The sequence below is a fragment of the Streptomyces sp. NPDC003393 genome, assembly GCF_053589015.1.
Genome location: NZ_JBSFRB010000004.1, coordinates 70,835 through 85,933 on the forward strand (window position 1 = coordinate 70,835; position 15,099 = coordinate 85,933).

Here is a 15,099-nt window from a genome sequence, read left to right on the forward strand (position 1 = left end):
TGATGGGCTTGTGCCCCTGTGAAAGTGAGCACCATGGCCGGTGTCCGCCTGGGTTACGGAGTGCTCGACGGAGGCCACGCACAAGCAGGGTTCCCTCACCGGCCGCGGCCGCCTCGGCGGCCCTCCTCGGGGCCGTCGGGGCCCAGCCAGTCCGCCAGCTTGCCGCGACGGCCGACCGCGCGCAGCCGGCGTTCCGCGGACTCGCGGACGGGGTCGGTGGTGACCACGAGGAGTTCGTCGCCGTGCTGCAGGACCGTGGAGGGCAGCGGTACGAACGACTTGCCGTCGCGGACCACCAGGGTGACCGCCGACCCGGTGGGCAGCCGCAGCTCGTTGACCTCCACGCCGTGCATCCGCGACCCCTCCGGGATGGCGACGGACAGCAGGTGGCCGCGCAGCCGTTCCAGGGGCGCCGACTCGATGCCGAGGTCGGCGGCTTCCTGGGGTTCGCCGAGGCGCAGCCGGGCGGCCAGCCAGGGCAGGGTCGGCCCCTGGACGAGGGTGTAGACCACGACCAGGACGAAGACGATGTTGAAGATGCGGTGGGTGGTGTCGACGCCGTTCACCATGGGGATGGTGGCCAGGATGACGGGCACGGCGCCGCGCAGCCCGGCCCAGGACATCAGGGTCTGCTCCGCCCACGGCACGCGGAACGGCAGCAGACTGACCACGACGCTCAGCGGTCGCGCGACCATCGTCAGCACCAGACCGATGAGCAGGGCGGGCACCACGTCGTCGCCCAGTTCGTGCGGCGTGACCAGCAGGCCGAGCAGGACGAACATGCCGATCTGGGCGAGCCAGCCGACCCCTTCGGCGAAGCCGCGCGTGGCCGGCCAGTGCGGCAGCTTGGCGTTGCCGAGCAGCATCGCCGCCAGGTAGACGGCGAGGAAGCCGCTGCCGTGCGCCAGGGCCCCGGCGGCGTAGGCCGCGACCGCGATCGCCATCACGGCGATCGGGTACAGGCCGGAGGCGGGCAGGGCGACGTGCTTGAGGGTCCAGGAGCCGAGCCAGCCCACCGCGAGGCCGACGACCGCGCCGATGGCCAGCTCCAGGGCTATCTCGCCCAGCAGGGTGTACCAGTGTTCGATCGGCCCTGAGGTGGAGAAGGCGACGACCAGGATGACCACGGGCGCGTCGTTGAAGCCGGACTCGGCCTCGAGCGTGCCCTTCACGCGCGCCGGCAGGGGGATGCGCCGCAGGACGGAGAAGACGGCCGCCGCGTCCGTGGAGGACACCACCGCACCGATGATGAGTGCCTGGTGCCAGTCCAGGCCGACCAGGTAGTGCGCGCCGGCGGCGGTGACGGCGACGCTGGTGGCGACCCCGAGCGTCGCGAGCACGCAGGCGGACGGCAGGACCGGCCGGATCTCCTTCCACTTCGTGCCCAGGCCGCCCTCGGCGAGGATCACGACGAGGGCCGCGTAGCCGATGACCTGGGTCAGCTGGGCGTTGTCGAAGCGGATGTGGCCGACGCCGTCGGCGCCCATGCCGATGCCGATCCCCAGGTAGACGAGCAGGCTGGGGAGCCCGCTGCGGGAGGAGATCCGTACCGCTGCCACGGCGACGAGCAGGACGAGGGAGCAGACGAGCAGGAGCTGGTTGAGGTGGTGAACAGTCAGTGGCGCTTCCTTCCCCGCGGTTCCGGGCTCTCCGATCGGGGCCTCTCGGGTCTTCCGGCTTGTGTCGCTTCTGACTCCCAGGCTTTCCAACGCTGCGGTGCTTCGGCACTGCGAGCTTGATTACTTCGTTACCTTACCTAACTCTTGACGCTTTCTTGACGCTCGACGGGCCGAGATCGAACGTTCGTCCGCGCTTGGTCGCGACTCCGCGTCAAGTGGTTCCGGCCCCTGCGCCTATGGTTGCTCCAGCACTCCAGTACCGCCTGCCGCTCGCGTTAGGACAGCAAGGACAGCGATGCCCCCCAACACCACCGCCTCAACGGGTGACAAGCCCGGCAAGTCCGGCAGGAAGAAGGGGCGAAAAGCCCGACTCGTCGTGCTCGTCCTGGTGCTGGCCATCATCGGCGGCATCGCCTACGGGGCCTACTGGTCCATCAGCACCGTCCGGGCCTCCTTCCCGCAGACCAAGGGCTCGATCACGCTCGAGGGCCTGTCGGGCCCGGTCGACGTCAAGCGGGACGGCTACGGCATCCCGCAGATCTACGCCTCCTCGGCCGAGGACCTGTTCATGGCGCAGGGCTACGTCCAGGCTCAGGACCGGTTCTACGAGATGGACGTGCGCCGGCACATGACCTCCGGGCGCCTGTCGGAGATGTTCGGCAAGAGCCAGGTCGACAACGACGCGTTCCTGCGCACCCTGGGCTGGGACCGGGTCGCCGAGGAGGAGTACGACAAGAAGCTGTCGGCCTCCACCAAGAAGTACCTCCAGGCGTACTCCCAGGGTGTCAACGCCTACCTCGACGGCCGCAACGCCAAGGACATCTCCCTGGAGTACGCGGCGCTGGGCTTCACCAACGACTACAAGCCCGGGAAGTGGACCCCGGTCGACTCGGTCGCCTGGCTGAAGGCGATGGCCTGGGACCTGCGCGGCAACATGCAGGACGAGATCGACCGCGCCCTGATGACCAGCCGTCTGGGCCCCAAGCAGATCAAGGACCTCTACCCGGACTACCCGTACCGCCGGAACAAGCCGATCGTCACGCAGGGCCAGTACGACGACCTCGCGGAGGCGTTCGAGGCGAGCGGCAGCGGCGGCACGAGCGGCGCCACCGGCACGACGACGGGGACCACCGGCAACTCCACGGGCTCCACGGGTACCGGCACCGACGGGACGACGGCCGGCACCACCGGTTCCACGGGCGGCACACAGGCCACGACGGGCGGGTCCTCCGGCTCCGGCACCTCGGGCCTGCAGAGCCAGCTCATGGGCCTGCGCAACGTCATGCAGAACCTGCCGACCGCCGTCGGCGTGAACGGCGACGGCATCGGCTCGAACTCCTGGGTGGTGTCCGGCAAGTACACCATCACCGGCAAGCCGCTGCTCGCCAACGACCCGCACCTGTCGCCCTCGCTGCCGGGCGTCTGGTACCAGATGGGCCTGCACTGCCGCTCGGTGTCCGCCGCGTGCCCGTACGACGTCACCGGGTACACCTTCGCGGGCATGCCCGGTGTGATCATCGGCCACAACCAGAACATCGCCTGGGGCATGACCAACTCCGGTGTCGACGTCACCGACCTGTACCTGGAGAAGCTCAGCGGCGACGGCTACCTGCGCGACGACAAGACGGTGCCCTTCCGCAGCCGTGAGGAGATCATCAAGGTCGCCGGCGGCGCGTCCAAGAAGATCGTGGTCCGCCAGACCGAGGACGGCATGCCACTGCTGTCCGACCGGGACGACGAACTGGTCAAGGTCGGCAAGAAGGCCCAGGTCGACACGGCGGCACCGGACCGCGGCGACGGTTACGCCGTGGCCCTGAAGTGGACCGCGCTGCAGCCGGGCACCACCATGGACGCCGTCTTCGCCATCGACCGTGCCAAGGACTTCGCCGGCTTCCGGTCGGCGGCGACCCTGTTCGACGTGCCCTCGCAGAACCTGATCTACGCGGACACCAAGAACAACATCGGTTACACGCTGCCCGGCCGCATCCCCACGCGCGCGAAGAACGACGACGGCTCCGTCCCCGCGCCGGGCTGGGACTCCGGGTACGACTGGACCGGATACCTGAAGCAGGACGAGCTGCCCTACGAGTACAACCCCAAGCGCGGCTACATCGTCACCGCCAACCAGGCCGTCGTCGACCCGGACGACTACCCGTACACGCTCACCACGGACTGGGGCTACGGCGCCCGCAGCCAGCGCATCACCGACCTGATCCAGTCGAAGATCGACGGTGGCGGCAAGATCTCCACCGACGACATGCGGCAGATGCAGACGGACGACAGCAGCGAGATCGCCAAGCTGCTGGTGCCCATGCTGCTGAAGATCGACATCGGCGACAAGGACGTCCGCCAGGCGCAGAAGCTCCTGGAGGGCTGGGACTACACCCAGGACGCCGACTCGGCGGCGTCCGCCTACTTCAACGCGGTCTGGCGCAACGTCCTCAAGCTCGCTTTCGGCAACAAGCTGCCCAAGGAGCTGCGGGTCAAGGGGCAGTGCCTGTGGGTGGAACCGGCCGACAACACCGGCCCGGTCGACGAGACCACCAAGGTCCGCGAGTGCGGCGAGCGGGACGCCGACCAGGCGCAGCCGGACGGCGGCGACCGCTGGTTCGAGGTGGTCCGCAACCTCGTGGACGACACGAACAGCGACTGGTGGAAGGCTCCCGCGTCGGGCTACGGCCGCCCCAAGGCCGACAACCGCGACGAGCTGTTCGAGCGCGCCATGATCGACGCCCGCTGGGAGCTGACCGCCAAGCTCGGCAAGGACATCGACACCTGGAGCTGGGGCCGGCTGCACCGCCTGTTCCTGAAGAACCAGACCCTGGGCACCGAGGGACCCGGGTTCCTGAAGTACGTCCTGAACCGGGGCCCCTGGAAGCTCAGCGGCGGCGAGGCGGCGGTCAACGCCTCCGGATGGAACGCGGCCGGCGGCTACAACGTGGTGTGGGTGCCGTCCATGCGGATGGTGGTCAACCTCGCCGACCTCGACAAGTCCAAGTGGATCAACCTCACCGGCGCCTCCGGCCACGCCTTCAGCGCCCACTACACCGACCAGACGGGCATGTGGGCCAAGGGCGAACTGCTGCCGTGGTCGTTCTCGGCGGACGCGGTCGACAAGGACACGAGGGACACGCTGGTACTCAAGCCGTGACCCTCGGCCCGCAGACCGGCGAAGGCCCTCCACGCGCGCGTGGAGGGCCTTCGCCGTCCGTAAGGCCGTCGAGGCGCCCCCCGCGTGACCACAGGTGCCGGCCCGTACGGCTTCGGGTCAGACGAAGCGGCGCACCCCCGACGGCGTCACCACGGCCTGCACCGGCCGGTCGTGCGGCTCCGCCGGCACACGGGCGACGACCTCGAAGTCGTACAGCAGAACCACGAGCGCGGGCTGTACGCCGGCCCGCTCCAGACGAGCCAGGACACGGTCGTAGGAGCCGCCGCCGCGCCCCAGCCGCATCCCGCGCGTGTCGACGGCCAGGCCCGGCAGCAGGACGACGTCGGCGGCCGTCACGGCGTCCGGGCCGAGGCGTTCACCGGCCGGTTCCCACAGCGCCATCTTGCCACCGTGGCGCACGCGCGCGAGGGAGTCCGCCCCGGCGTAGACGCCCCAGTCCAGGTCGTTGTCGGGCAGCAGGGCGGGCAGCAGGACGCGTACGTCCCGCGCGCGCAGCGCGTCGAGCAGCGCCAGGGTGCCCGGCTCGGTGCCCACGGAGACGTACGCGGCCACCGTGCGCGCCCGCGCCAGCTCGGGCAGTTCCAGCGCGCACCGGGCCAGCGCCGACGCCGCCCGGCGCAGCTCGTCCGCCGCCAGCCCGTCCCTCGCGGCGAGGAACTCCTGCCGCACCGTCCGTTTGGCGGGCCCCGTCGACCGTCCGATCTCAGCCAAGACCGCTTCCGCACCTTTCCCGAGTCCTGCGCGTGCGACCACCCGTGCCTTGCGGAGCGCGCCTGTGGGGCTCCGCGTGCCCTCCGGGGCGCCCCGGAGGGCACCCGTCCAAGTGTCCCGTGCGTCCCTGTCTCCCTGCGCGGCGCATGTGTCCCGTTCATGCGCGAGCCGACGAACCGGAGCCTTGCGCAAAGGCGGTCGGAGCGGCGGATAAGGTGGCGGGCATGAGTCAGTCGCCTCCCCGGATCAGCAAGGCCGTCATCCCCGCAGCAGGCCTGGGCACCCGTTTCCTGCCGGCCACCAAGGCCACGCCCAAGGAGATGCTGCCGGTCGTGGACAAGCCGGCGATCCAGTACGTGGTCGAGGAGGCCGTCTCCGCGGGCCTCGACGACGTCCTCATGGTGACGGGCCGCAACAAGCGCCCGCTCGAGGACCACTTCGACCGCAACTACGAGCTGGAATCCGCCCTGGAGAAGAAGGGCGACGCCGAGCGGCTGACCAAGGTCCAGGAGTCCAGCGACCTCGCGACGATGCACTACGTCCGCCAGGGCGACCCCAAGGGCCTGGGCCACGCGGTCCTCTGCGCCGCCCCGCACGTCGGTCACGAGCCGTTCGCCGTGCTGCTCGGCGACGACCTGATCGACCCGCGCGACCCGCTGCTCCAGCGGATGATCGAGGTGCAGGAGATCTACGGCGGCAGCGTCGTCGCCCTCATGGAGGTCGCACCCGAGCAGATCCACCTCTACGGCTGCGCGGCCGTGGCGGCCACCCAGGACAGCGACGTCGTCCAGGTGACCGGTCTGGTCGAGAAGCCGAGTCCGGCCGAGGCCCCCTCGAACTACGCGATCATCGGCCGTTACGTCCTCGACCCGCACATCTTCGACATACTGCGCGAGACGGAGCCGGGCCGCGGTGGTGAGATCCAGATCACCGACGCCCTGCAGAAGCTCGCCGCGTCGCATTCGACGGCGGCCACCGCCGCGGGCAGCGCCGGCGGCCCGGTGCACGGCGTCGTCTTCAAGGGCCGCCGCTACGACACCGGCGACCGTGGCGACTACCTGCGTGCCATTGTCCGGCTCGCGTGCGAACGTGAGGACCTGGGTCCCGACTTCAGGGCCTGGCTGAAGCGTTACGTGGCCGAGGAGATGTGACGAGTTGAGCAGCGGCGGGCACCACACCACGGAACCGGACCGTCTGTGGTCGGTGGACGAGCACCTGGACGACGTCCTCACCACCGTCCGCCCCCTGGACCCCATCGAGCTGCAACTGCTCGACGCCCAGGGCTGCGTCCTCGTGGAGGACGTCATGGTGCCGCTGTCGCTGCCGCCGTTCGACAACAGCTCCATGGACGGGTACGCGGTGCGCGTCGCGGACGTCTCGGGCGCGAGCGAGGAGTTCCCGGCCGCGCTGGAGGTCGTCGGGGACGTCGCCGCGGGTGCGGGCGACCCGGTCGACGTGGGCCCGGGTCAGGCCGCCCGCATCATGACCGGCGCCCCGCTGCCGCCCGGCGCCGAGACGGTCGTGCCCGTGGAGTGGACCGACGGCGGGCTCGGCGAGGGCCCGGTCGGTGGGATGCGCGCCCGCAGCCTCTCCCCGGAGGGCGCCGCCGGCCAGGTACGCGTGTACCGGCCGGCCGAGGCACGCGCGCACGTGCGCGCCAAGGGCAGCGACGTGAAGACCGGCGATCTCGCCCTGGAGGCCGGCACGGTCCTCGGGCCGCCGCAGATCGCGCTGCTCGCCGCGATCGGCCGGGGCACGGTCCGGGTGCGCCCGCGCCCGCGCGTGGTGGTGCTGTCCACCGGCAGCGAGCTCGTCCAGCCCGACGAGCAGCTGCGCAGCGGCCAGATCTACGACTCCAACAGCTTCGCCCTGACCGCCGCGGCCCGGGACGCCGGTGCCATCGCCTACCGGGTGGGCGCCGTCGCCGACGACGTCGACGACCTGCGGTCCACCATCGAGGACCAACTCGTCCGCGCCGACCTGATGGTCACCACCGGCGGGGTGAGCGTCGGGGCGTACGACGTGGTCAAGGAGGCGCTGTCGCACGTCGCCGACGAGGACGAGCCGGGCGGCGGCGTGGAGTTCCGCAAGCTCGCCATGCAGCCGGGCAAGCCGCAGGGCTTCGGCACCATCGGCCATGAGCACATCCCGCTGCTGGCGCTGCCCGGCAACCCGGTGTCGTCGTACGTGTCCTTCGAGCTGTTCGTCCGGCCCGCCATCCGCACCCTGATGGGCCTTCGGGACGTGCACCGGCCGCGGACCCGGGCGACGCTGACGGCGGACAAGGCGCTGAGCTCCCCGAAGGGCCGCAGGCAGTTCCTGCGCGCGACGTACGCCGACGGCGAGGTCACCCCGGTCGGGGGCAGCGGCTCCCATCTGATCGCCGCCCTGGCGCAGGCCGACGCCCTCGTCGTCGTGCCCGAGGACGTCGAGTCGGTGGCGCCCGGCGACGAGGTCGAGGTGGTCCTCCTCGGCTGACCGGCGCTGGTTGGCGGTACCGTGTCGCGCACAGCAGGCCCGCGCGCCGCACCGCGCCGGGCCCCAACCGGGAGCGCCACAGAGCATGACTACGCCTTCCCGGGGGGAGACCCCCGGACCCTCCGCGCACGGCCGCGCACACGACGTCGCGCCGGACCGCGTGCGAGACACCACGCAGGACCACGCCGAGGAACCCGCGCAGGACCGACTGACGCACATCGACGACGCGGGCGCCGCCCGCATGGTCGACGTGTCCGGCAAGGAGGTGACCGCGCGCACCGCCCGCGCCAGCGGCCGTGTCCTCGTCTCGCCGCGCGTGGTGGAGCTGCTGCGCGGCGAGGGGGTGCCCAAGGGCGACGCCCTCGCCACCGCGCGGATCGCCGGGATCATGGGCGCCAAGCGCACCCCGGACCTCATCCCGCTCTGCCACCCGTTGTCGGTGTCGGGTGTGAAACTGGACCTGTCGGTCGCGGACGACGCCGTGGAGATCACGGCCACCGTGAAGACGACCGACCGCACGGGCGTGGAGATGGAGGCGCTCACCGCGGTCTCGGTCGCCGCACTCACCGTGATCGACATGGTCAAGGCGGTCGACAAGGGGGCGGTCATCACGGACGTGCGGGTGGAGCAGAAGACGGGCGGCAAGTCGGGCGACTGGAGCCGGTCATGACGTGGGACGCAGCGGCCGGGGGCGCGCGGACCGCGCCGTACCGCGCTGTCGTGGTCACGGCCTCCAACCGGGCCGCAGCCGGGGTCTACGAGGACAAGGGCGGCCCGCTGATCGCCGACGGCCTCAGGCGCTTCGGCTTCGCCGTGGACGGCCCCCGGATCGTGCCGGACGGCGACCCGGTGGAGGTCGAGCTGCGCGCCGCCGTCGAGGCCGGCTACGACGTCGTCGTCACCACCGGCGGCACGGGCATCTCGCCCACCGACCGCACCCCCGAGGCCACCCGCCGGGTGATCGACCACGAGGTGCCGGGCATCGCGGAGGCCATCCGGGCGTTCGGACGGCAGAAGGTGCCGACGGCGGCGCTCTCCCGGGGGCTGGCGGGGGTGGCCGGGCGGACCCTGATCGTCAACCTGCCGGGGTCTTCCGGCGGGGTGAGGGACGGACTGGCCGTTCTGGAGCCGCTGTTGACGCACGCGGTCGACCAACTGCGGGGCGGCGACCATCCCGGGCCCGGGGCCGGCCGTGGGGGTGCGAGCTGAACAGCCCATCCTGGCCCGTCGTGCTCGCGGAGGGCGATGTCGTCCTCCGGCCGATAAAGCTGCGCGACCAGCGGGCCTGGCGCGAGGTGAACCGGCGCAACCGGGACTGGCTCCGGCCATGGGAGGCGACCATTCCGCCGCCCACGCCCAGCGGGCCGATAACGCACCGGCCGACCTATCGCCAGATGGTGCGGCATCTGCGGTCCGAGGCGAACGCGGGGCGGATGCTGCCGTTCGTCATCGAGTACCAGGGGCGTCTGGTCGGGCAGTTGACGGTCGCCGGAATCACCTGGGGTTCCATGTGCTCGGGTCACATCGGCTACTGGGTGGACGAGACGGTGGCCGGGCGCGGGGTGGTGCCGACGGCGGTGGCACTCGTCGTGGACCACTGTTTCCGTACCGTCGGACTGCACCGCATCGAGGTCTGCATTCGCCCCGAGAACGGGCCGAGCCGCCGGGTGGTGGAGAAACTCGGATTCCGCGAGGAGGGCCTCAGGCCGCGTTATCTGCACATCGACGGGGCCTGGCGCGATCACCTGGTCTTCGCGCTCACCGCGGAAGAGGTGCCCGAAGGGCTGCTGAACCGCTGGCGGCGGACCCGCCCCCGCAACCCGCAGAACGCCCGGCAGAACAGCGAGTAGAACCGATGTAACCGTGAGTAACATCATGGGGTCTCCGTGAATTGAATAGATGTTCGAAAATGATCGGCGGGTGACCGCGCGGGTGGCATTGAATTCACGGGCTTGACGGCTTGCTGACCGTATCGGTCACAAAAAAAGTTCGAAATATCAGCCAGATCGTGCGACACACCGGCCCAATTGGCGGATGGCCTCGCGCCGGCCCCTCTACCGTGTGAGACGTGAGCAGCAGCGGCCTCATCTACGCAGTCATTGTCGGGGCCTGGGCCGCCTACTTGGTGCCCATGTGGCTCCGTAGGCAGGACGAGCTGAACGAGGCCCGTCCGACGGAACGCTTCAGCACCGCCATCCGGCTGCTGTCCGGACGGGCGGGAATGGAGCGTCGGTACGCCAGGGACCTCAGGGCGCGCTCCGCCGAGGAGGGGGAGTCCAGCGCCGCGGAACCGGACGCCGTCACCGGCTCGGTGGACGTCCGGGCCTTCGCCATGCCCCCGACCCGGGCGCAGCAGCCCGAGCAGGCCCCGGAGCGGGACCGTCGCGGCCGTGCGGGCGTGCCCGCGGCCCGGACCACGTCACCGGCGGACCCCTCCGCCTCGGCCACCACGTCCGAATCCGCGCCCGCGAGCACACCGGAATCCGCGCCCGCCTCCCCGTCCGGGCCAGGGGCCGGATCGAAAGCCGCCGGTGCACGCGCGCGCAAGCGCGTCCCCGTGGCCCGGCGTGCGCCCGGCGCGGAGGCGGACGCGGCACGCGCCCGGCGGACGAAGGTTCTCGCGCGCCGTCGGCGCACCACCGTCGTCCTCTTCCTCGCCTTCACCCTGGGCGCGATCGTCGCCGCCGTCGGAGGCCTCGCCTTCCTGTGGGCGCCCGGAGCGCCCGCCGTGCTGCTCAGCGCCTACATCGCCTATCTGCGCGTGCAGGAGCGCCGCCGCTTCGCGTACCAGATGGACCGCCGCCGCGCCGAGGCCGCCGCGCAGCGGTTGCGGGAGAGCCGGCACCCGCAGCGCCGGCGCGCCCCGCTGGACGAGGACGCGGACGAGCCGGAGGCCGCCGGCGAGCCGGAGGCGGACCAGGGAATGTCCGCACTCGCCGCCGACCGGCGCGCCCTGGTCGAGCAGACCGACCACGCGGAGTGGCTGGACCAGCAGCGCGAGCGCCGGCGGCGGCCCGGGCACGGCGACAGCTGGGACCCGGTGCCCGTCCCGCTGCCGACGTACGTGACCGCACCCGTCGCCCCGCGGGCCGGGTCCGACGTGGACCTGGGCGCACCCGACTCCTGGAGCTCGGCGCGGTCGTCGGCCGCGGTGCCGGAGCAGGAGGACGCGGCCACCGGCGCGAAGGAGTCCCCGGCGTCCGAGGACCGTCCGGCCGCCACCCGCGGCGACGCCCGCCCCCAGGCGCGAGGCCGCTCGCGCGGGGGGAGCTCCGCCGCCTCGGGCCGCCGCTCCCGCGAGCGCGGCCGCACCCCGCTGTTCGACCAGTACGAGGACGGCGAGCGGCCGCGCGCGGCCAACGAGTAGTCACCGAACCCCGTGGGAGCCCCACGGCTGACCAGCCCGGGAACGGATTTCCAACCACCCGGACGGGGATGCTAGAGTTTCACTCGTTGCAAGGGCCTGTGGCGCAGTCCGGTAGCGCACCTCGTTCGCATCGAGGGGGCCAGGGGTTCAAATCCCCTCAGGTCCACGCAGCTCGGAGCCCCGGTCGGTGATCACCGACCGGGGCTCTGACATGTCGTACAGCGGTGAGCGCGGCACACTGAGATGTGTGGACCGAGGAGGCCGCAGATGGCGAAGCGGTACGAGAAGGTCGAGTTCGCACACGGACGGCTCCGGCGCGCCGAGCGGTGCAACCTCCGGCACCAGTGGGAGAAGGACCGGGCGCGCGCCGACTTGAAGGAGCGCGGCACCAGGGGTGCCACCGAGCGGGACACCGGCCTGAGCACCGGCCAACTGGCGTTCCACGCCGACTACGAGCGGATCGAGGCACCCGAGGAACTCGCCCTGGCGCTGGGCATCGAGCCGGGTGCCGCCGTCCTCAGGCGGACGTACCGCACGCGCCGGGCCGGCGAGCGCACACCGCTGAACATCGCCCGGTCCTACCTCCCGTACGAGATCGCGCGGAAGAACCCCGAACTGCTCGACCAGACCCTGGAACCGTGGCCCGGCGGGACCATGCACCAGCTCCTCACGGTGGGGATCGAGGTAGGACGCGTCGAGGAACTCGTGACCGCGCGCCCGCCCACGGCTCAGGAGGCCGAGGAACTCGGCCTGGTGCCGGGTGTCGCGGTGATGGACGTCCGCAAGACTCTGCACGACATGGGCGGCCGGATCGTGGAGGTGGCGGACGTCGTGCTGCCCGGTGACCGCTACGCCGTCAAGTGCGTGACCCCGTTGGAAAGGTGGTGACCGGTCGCTTGACGCACATCGTGTCGGTGATCACCGCGGTGCACGGGCCCAGCGCCCCCTACCTCGCGGACGCCCACGCCTCGCTCGCCCGGCAGGAGATGCCGCCCGGCTGGGACTGGGAGTGGGTCGTCCAGGAGGACGGCCGGAGCGGGGACGTACGGCCGCACGTCCCCGACGACCCGCGCATCAGCTTCGAACAGGGCAGGCAGGGGCGCGCCGGCATGGCCCGCACCATGGCACTCGCCCGAGCCCGGGGCGACTTCGTCAAGGTCCTGGACGCGGACGACATGCTCACGCCCGGCGCGCTGCTCCGCGACATCACGACCCTGACCCGGCACGACGGCGTCGCGTGGACGACGTCCCGCGTGCTCGACCTGCTCGCCGACGGATCGACCGTCGGATTCGACGGCGACCCGCCGCCCGGCCCCCTCGCGCGCGGCGCCGTCCTCGAACGATGGCGTACGCACGACTACCGGGCCCAGGTCCACCCGGCCACCCTGTGCGCCCGGCGCGACCTCGTGACCGCGCTCGGCGGATGGATGGCCCTTCCCTCGTCCGAGGACACCGGCCTGCTGATGGCGCTGAACGCGGTCAGCACCGGATGGTTCATCGACGAGTGCGGGCTGCTCTACCGCAAGTGGGCCGGGCAGAGCACCGCGCAGAGCGCCCACCACCACGACACCGAGCGACGCGCCCGCATGAAGGTGATCGAGGACCGCGCCGAGGCCCTCGCCAGACTCAGCACCTGGCACCCGTGACCGCGTCTCCCGCGTCCTCCGCGTCCTGCGGCTGGAGCGGCTTGGCGAAGCACATGCTCGACTCGTACTCGCGGTAGTAGCCGAACTTGGCGCACGGCTCGTAGCCGCTGGAGGTGTACAGGGCGATGGCCTCCGGCTGCTCGTCACCGGTCTCCAGGACCATCCGGACGCGGCCGGCGGCGCGGGCGTCGGCCTCCAGCGCGGCGAGCATGCGGCGGGCCAGGCCCCGGCCGCGCATGGACGCGACGACGTACATCCGCTTCAGTTCGGCGTCGCCGTCCTCGTTGCCCTCGGGGTTCTTGTCCTGGCTGCGCCAGCCGCCCGTGGCGACGGGGGTGCCGTCCTCGTCGTAGGCGATCAGGTACACGCCGTTCGGCGGCCGGAAGTCGTCCGGGTCCAGGGGCGTCGCGTCGCCGCCGTCGCCGTAACGCACGTGGTACTCGGCCTGGACCTCGTCGTTCAGCTTGACGGCGTCCGGGTGGTCGAAGGGCACAGGGCGGATAATCATGTTGGACACCGTATATCAATGCAGGCGGCCGGGGGCCGGTGACAGGGAGTACGCGCTGGTCTCTTGCGGGACCCCGTCCAGTGTGCCGGTAAAGTGCCCGGGTGCTGACCGTGACCTCCGCCAATGTGAACGGACTGCGTGCCGCCGCGAAGAAGGGCTTCGTGGAGTGGCTCGCGGGGACCGAGGCCGATGTGCTCTGCCTCCAGGAGGTGCGCGCCGAGCCGCAGCAGCTGCCCGAGCACGTGCGCACACCCGACGGCTGGCACGTCGTGCACGCGCCCGCCGCCGCCAAGGGCCGCGCGGGGGTCTCGCTCTACACCCGCCGCGAACCCGACCGTGTCCGGGTGGGCTTCGGATCGTCGGAGTTCGACACCAGCGGGCGGTACGTCGAGGCCGACCTGCCGGGTGTGACGGTCGCCTCCCTCTACCTCCCCTCCGGCGAGGTCGGCACCGAACGCCAGGACGAGAAGATCCGCTTCATGGGCGAGTTCCTCGCCCACCTCAAGGATCTGCGCGCGCGTGCCGCCGCCGACGGCCGCGAGGTCCTCGTCTGCGGCGACTGGAACATCGCCCACCAGCAGGCCGACTTGAAGAACTGGCGCGGCAACACCAGGAACTCGGGCTTCCTGCCCGAGGAACGGGAGTGGCTCACCCGGGTCTTCGACCCCGCCGAGGGTGGCTACGTCGACGTCGTACGCGCCCTGCACCCGGCCACCGAAGGACCGTACACCTGGTGGTCCTACCGGGGGCGGGCCTTCGACAACGACTCGGGTTGGAGGATCGACCTCGCCGTCGCGACCCCTGGGCTGGCCGACCGCGCCGTCAAGGCGGTCGTGGAGCGAGCGGCCAGCCATGAGGAGCGGTGGTCGGATCACGCTCCGGTGACGGTGGTCTTCACCATGTGAGGCGCGTCGACTCGTGCGGGACGGCTCTTAGTCGCGCTTGCGCAACCGCCGGTCCAGTGCCAGGGAGAGTTCCGCCTCCACCACGCTGCGGGCGAGCGGGCGCAGGCGGTGGAGGTCCTCCTCGGGGGCGTGGCGCAGGATCAGGTCGGCGAACAACTCGGCCAGTGTGTCGGCGTGTTCGCGGACGCGGGCGCCGGCCGCCAGCACCTCGGCGAGCGGGATGCCCTCGCGGACCAGGGCGGAGGAGACGTCGAGCAGGCGGCGGCTGATGTGGACGATCTCGTCGCCGTCGGTGCCGAGGTAGCCCAGTTCCAGCGCGGCGGCGAGGTTCTCGGGGGTGACCTCGCCCTCGAAGCGGGCCGCGAGTTCCTCGGGGGTGAGGCGGACCGGTTCCTCCTCGGTCGGGGCGACGCCGAGGACGTCGGCGACGTCGCGGCCGTGGTCGAGGGCCTCGGCGAGCTCCGCGATGCCGTTCAGGGTGTGGCCGCGCTCCAGCAGGGCCGCGATGGTGCGCAGCCGGGCCAGGTGATGGTCGTCGTACCAGGCGATACGGCCCTCGCGGCGGGGCGGCGGGATCAGTTTGCGTTCGCGGTAGAAGCGCAGGGTGCGCACCGTGATGCCGGCCAGCTCCGCCAGCTCCTCCATGCGGTATTCGCGCTTGTCTGCCACACGGGAAGCCTATGTCGTACCCGG

14 protein-coding genes and 1 tRNA gene are annotated in these 15,099 nt (G+C 71.6%); 11 read left to right on the plus strand and 4 right to left on the minus strand.

The window, feature by feature from the left end; translation table 11 throughout:
• Nucleotides 1-95: 95 nt before the first annotated feature.
• The gene (locus ACWDUZ_RS05770) at nucleotides 96-1,655 is read right to left on the minus strand and encodes a potassium/proton antiporter (protein WP_451630698.1); all 1,560 of its coding nucleotides are present in this window, start codon (nucleotides 1,653-1,655) and stop codon (nucleotides 96-98) included.
• A gap of 259 nt (nucleotides 1,656-1,914) precedes the next feature.
• On the opposite strand from ACWDUZ_RS05770, the gene ACWDUZ_RS05775 reads away from it, so the two are divergent.
• Nucleotides 1,915-4,770 (plus strand): penicillin acylase family protein, encoded by a 2,856-nt coding sequence (locus tag ACWDUZ_RS05775; RefSeq protein ID WP_451630533.1) that lies wholly within the window; start codon nucleotides 1,915-1,917, stop codon nucleotides 4,768-4,770.
• Between the two features lie 117 nt (nucleotides 4,771-4,887).
• Here ACWDUZ_RS05775 and ACWDUZ_RS05780 read toward each other — a convergent pair whose 3' ends face one another.
• On the minus strand, nucleotides 4,888-5,502 hold the full coding sequence (locus ACWDUZ_RS05780) for a 5-formyltetrahydrofolate cyclo-ligase (protein WP_451630534.1): 615 nt from the start codon (nucleotides 5,500-5,502) through the stop codon (nucleotides 4,888-4,890).
• Nucleotides 5,503-5,726: 224 nt separating this feature from the next.
• Here ACWDUZ_RS05780 and galU point away from each other — a divergent pair, with 224 nt between their 5' ends.
• From galU to ACWDUZ_RS05825, 9 genes are all read left to right on the plus strand, one after another.
• Entirely contained in the window at nucleotides 5,727-6,653 is a 927-nt protein-coding gene (gene galU, locus ACWDUZ_RS05785) for a UTP--glucose-1-phosphate uridylyltransferase GalU (protein WP_451630535.1), read from the plus strand.
• 4 nt (nucleotides 6,654-6,657) lie between these two features.
• Nucleotides 6,658-7,980, plus strand: coding sequence for a molybdotransferase-like divisome protein Glp (glp, locus tag ACWDUZ_RS05790; protein ID WP_451630536.1), 1,323 nt, complete (start codon nucleotides 6,658-6,660; stop codon nucleotides 7,978-7,980).
• A gap of 85 nt (nucleotides 7,981-8,065) precedes the next feature.
• Complete coding sequence (gene moaC / locus ACWDUZ_RS05795) at nucleotides 8,066-8,650, plus strand: cyclic pyranopterin monophosphate synthase MoaC (protein WP_451630537.1); 585 nt, start codon at nucleotides 8,066-8,068, stop codon at nucleotides 8,648-8,650.
• The gene (locus ACWDUZ_RS05800) at nucleotides 8,647-9,189 is read left to right on the plus strand and encodes a MogA/MoaB family molybdenum cofactor biosynthesis protein (RefSeq protein ID WP_451630538.1); all 543 of its coding nucleotides are present in this window, start codon (nucleotides 8,647-8,649) and stop codon (nucleotides 9,187-9,189) included. The genes moaC and ACWDUZ_RS05800 overlap by 4 nt, the downstream gene beginning before the upstream one ends.
• 20 nt (nucleotides 9,190-9,209) lie before the next feature.
• A complete protein-coding gene (locus tag ACWDUZ_RS05805) occupies nucleotides 9,210-9,830 on the plus strand; it encodes a GNAT family N-acetyltransferase (protein ID WP_451630539.1) in 621 nt (206 codons plus the stop codon).
• Between the two features lie 218 nt (nucleotides 9,831-10,048).
• Nucleotides 10,049-11,347, plus strand: coding sequence for a hypothetical protein (locus ACWDUZ_RS05810; RefSeq protein WP_451630540.1), 1,299 nt, complete (start codon nucleotides 10,049-10,051; stop codon nucleotides 11,345-11,347).
• A gap of 92 nt (nucleotides 11,348-11,439) precedes the next feature.
• Nucleotides 11,440-11,513, plus strand: a tRNA-Ala gene (locus tag ACWDUZ_RS05815).
• 101 nt (nucleotides 11,514-11,614) lie between these two features.
• Nucleotides 11,615-12,235, plus strand: a complete 621-nt coding sequence (locus tag ACWDUZ_RS05820) for a UTRA domain-containing protein (protein ID WP_451630541.1) — start codon at nucleotides 11,615-11,617, stop codon at nucleotides 12,233-12,235.
• 8 nt (nucleotides 12,236-12,243) lie between these two features.
• Nucleotides 12,244-12,993, plus strand: a complete 750-nt coding sequence (locus ACWDUZ_RS05825; protein WP_451630542.1) for a glycosyltransferase family 2 protein — start codon at nucleotides 12,244-12,246, stop codon at nucleotides 12,991-12,993.
• Here ACWDUZ_RS05825 and ACWDUZ_RS05830 read toward each other — a convergent pair.
• Nucleotides 12,974-13,501 (minus strand): GNAT family N-acetyltransferase, encoded by a 528-nt coding sequence (locus ACWDUZ_RS05830; protein WP_451630543.1) that lies wholly within the window; start codon nucleotides 13,499-13,501, stop codon nucleotides 12,974-12,976. The genes ACWDUZ_RS05825 and ACWDUZ_RS05830 overlap by 20 nt on opposite strands.
• Before the next feature lie 101 nt (nucleotides 13,502-13,602).
• On the opposite strand from ACWDUZ_RS05830, the gene ACWDUZ_RS05835 reads away from it, so the two are divergent.
• Nucleotides 13,603-14,406, plus strand: a complete 804-nt coding sequence (locus ACWDUZ_RS05835; RefSeq protein ID WP_451630544.1) for an exodeoxyribonuclease III — start codon at nucleotides 13,603-13,605, stop codon at nucleotides 14,404-14,406.
• Nucleotides 14,407-14,433: 27 nt separating this feature from the next.
• Here the strand turns inward: ACWDUZ_RS05835 and ACWDUZ_RS05840 are convergent, their stop codons facing one another.
• Nucleotides 14,434-15,075 (minus strand): MerR family transcriptional regulator, encoded by a 642-nt coding sequence (locus ACWDUZ_RS05840; RefSeq protein ID WP_451630545.1) that lies wholly within the window; start codon nucleotides 15,073-15,075, stop codon nucleotides 14,434-14,436.
• Between the last annotated feature and the right edge of the window lie 24 nt (nucleotides 15,076-15,099).

Excerpts from the sequence above, each read along its gene's own strand:
- ACWDUZ_RS05775 (WP_451630533.1), top strand. The coding sequence starts at position 1,915 with ATGCCCCCCAACACCACCGCCTCAACGGGTGACAAGCCCGGCAAGTCC.
- galU (WP_451630535.1), top strand. The coding sequence starts at position 5,727 with ATGAGTCAGTCGCCTCCCCGGATCAGCAAGGCCGTCATCCCCGCAGCA.
- moaC (WP_451630537.1), top strand. The coding sequence starts at position 8,066 with ATGACTACGCCTTCCCGGGGGGAGACCCCCGGACCCTCCGCGCACGGC.
- ACWDUZ_RS05800 (WP_451630538.1), top strand. The coding sequence starts at position 8,647 with ATGACGTGGGACGCAGCGGCCGGGGGCGCGCGGACCGCGCCGTACCGC.
- ACWDUZ_RS05820 (WP_451630541.1), top strand. The coding sequence starts at position 11,615 with ATGGCGAAGCGGTACGAGAAGGTCGAGTTCGCACACGGACGGCTCCGG.
- ACWDUZ_RS05830 (WP_451630543.1), bottom strand. The coding sequence starts at position 13,501 with ATGATTATCCGCCCTGTGCCCTTCGACCACCCGGACGCCGTCAAGCTG.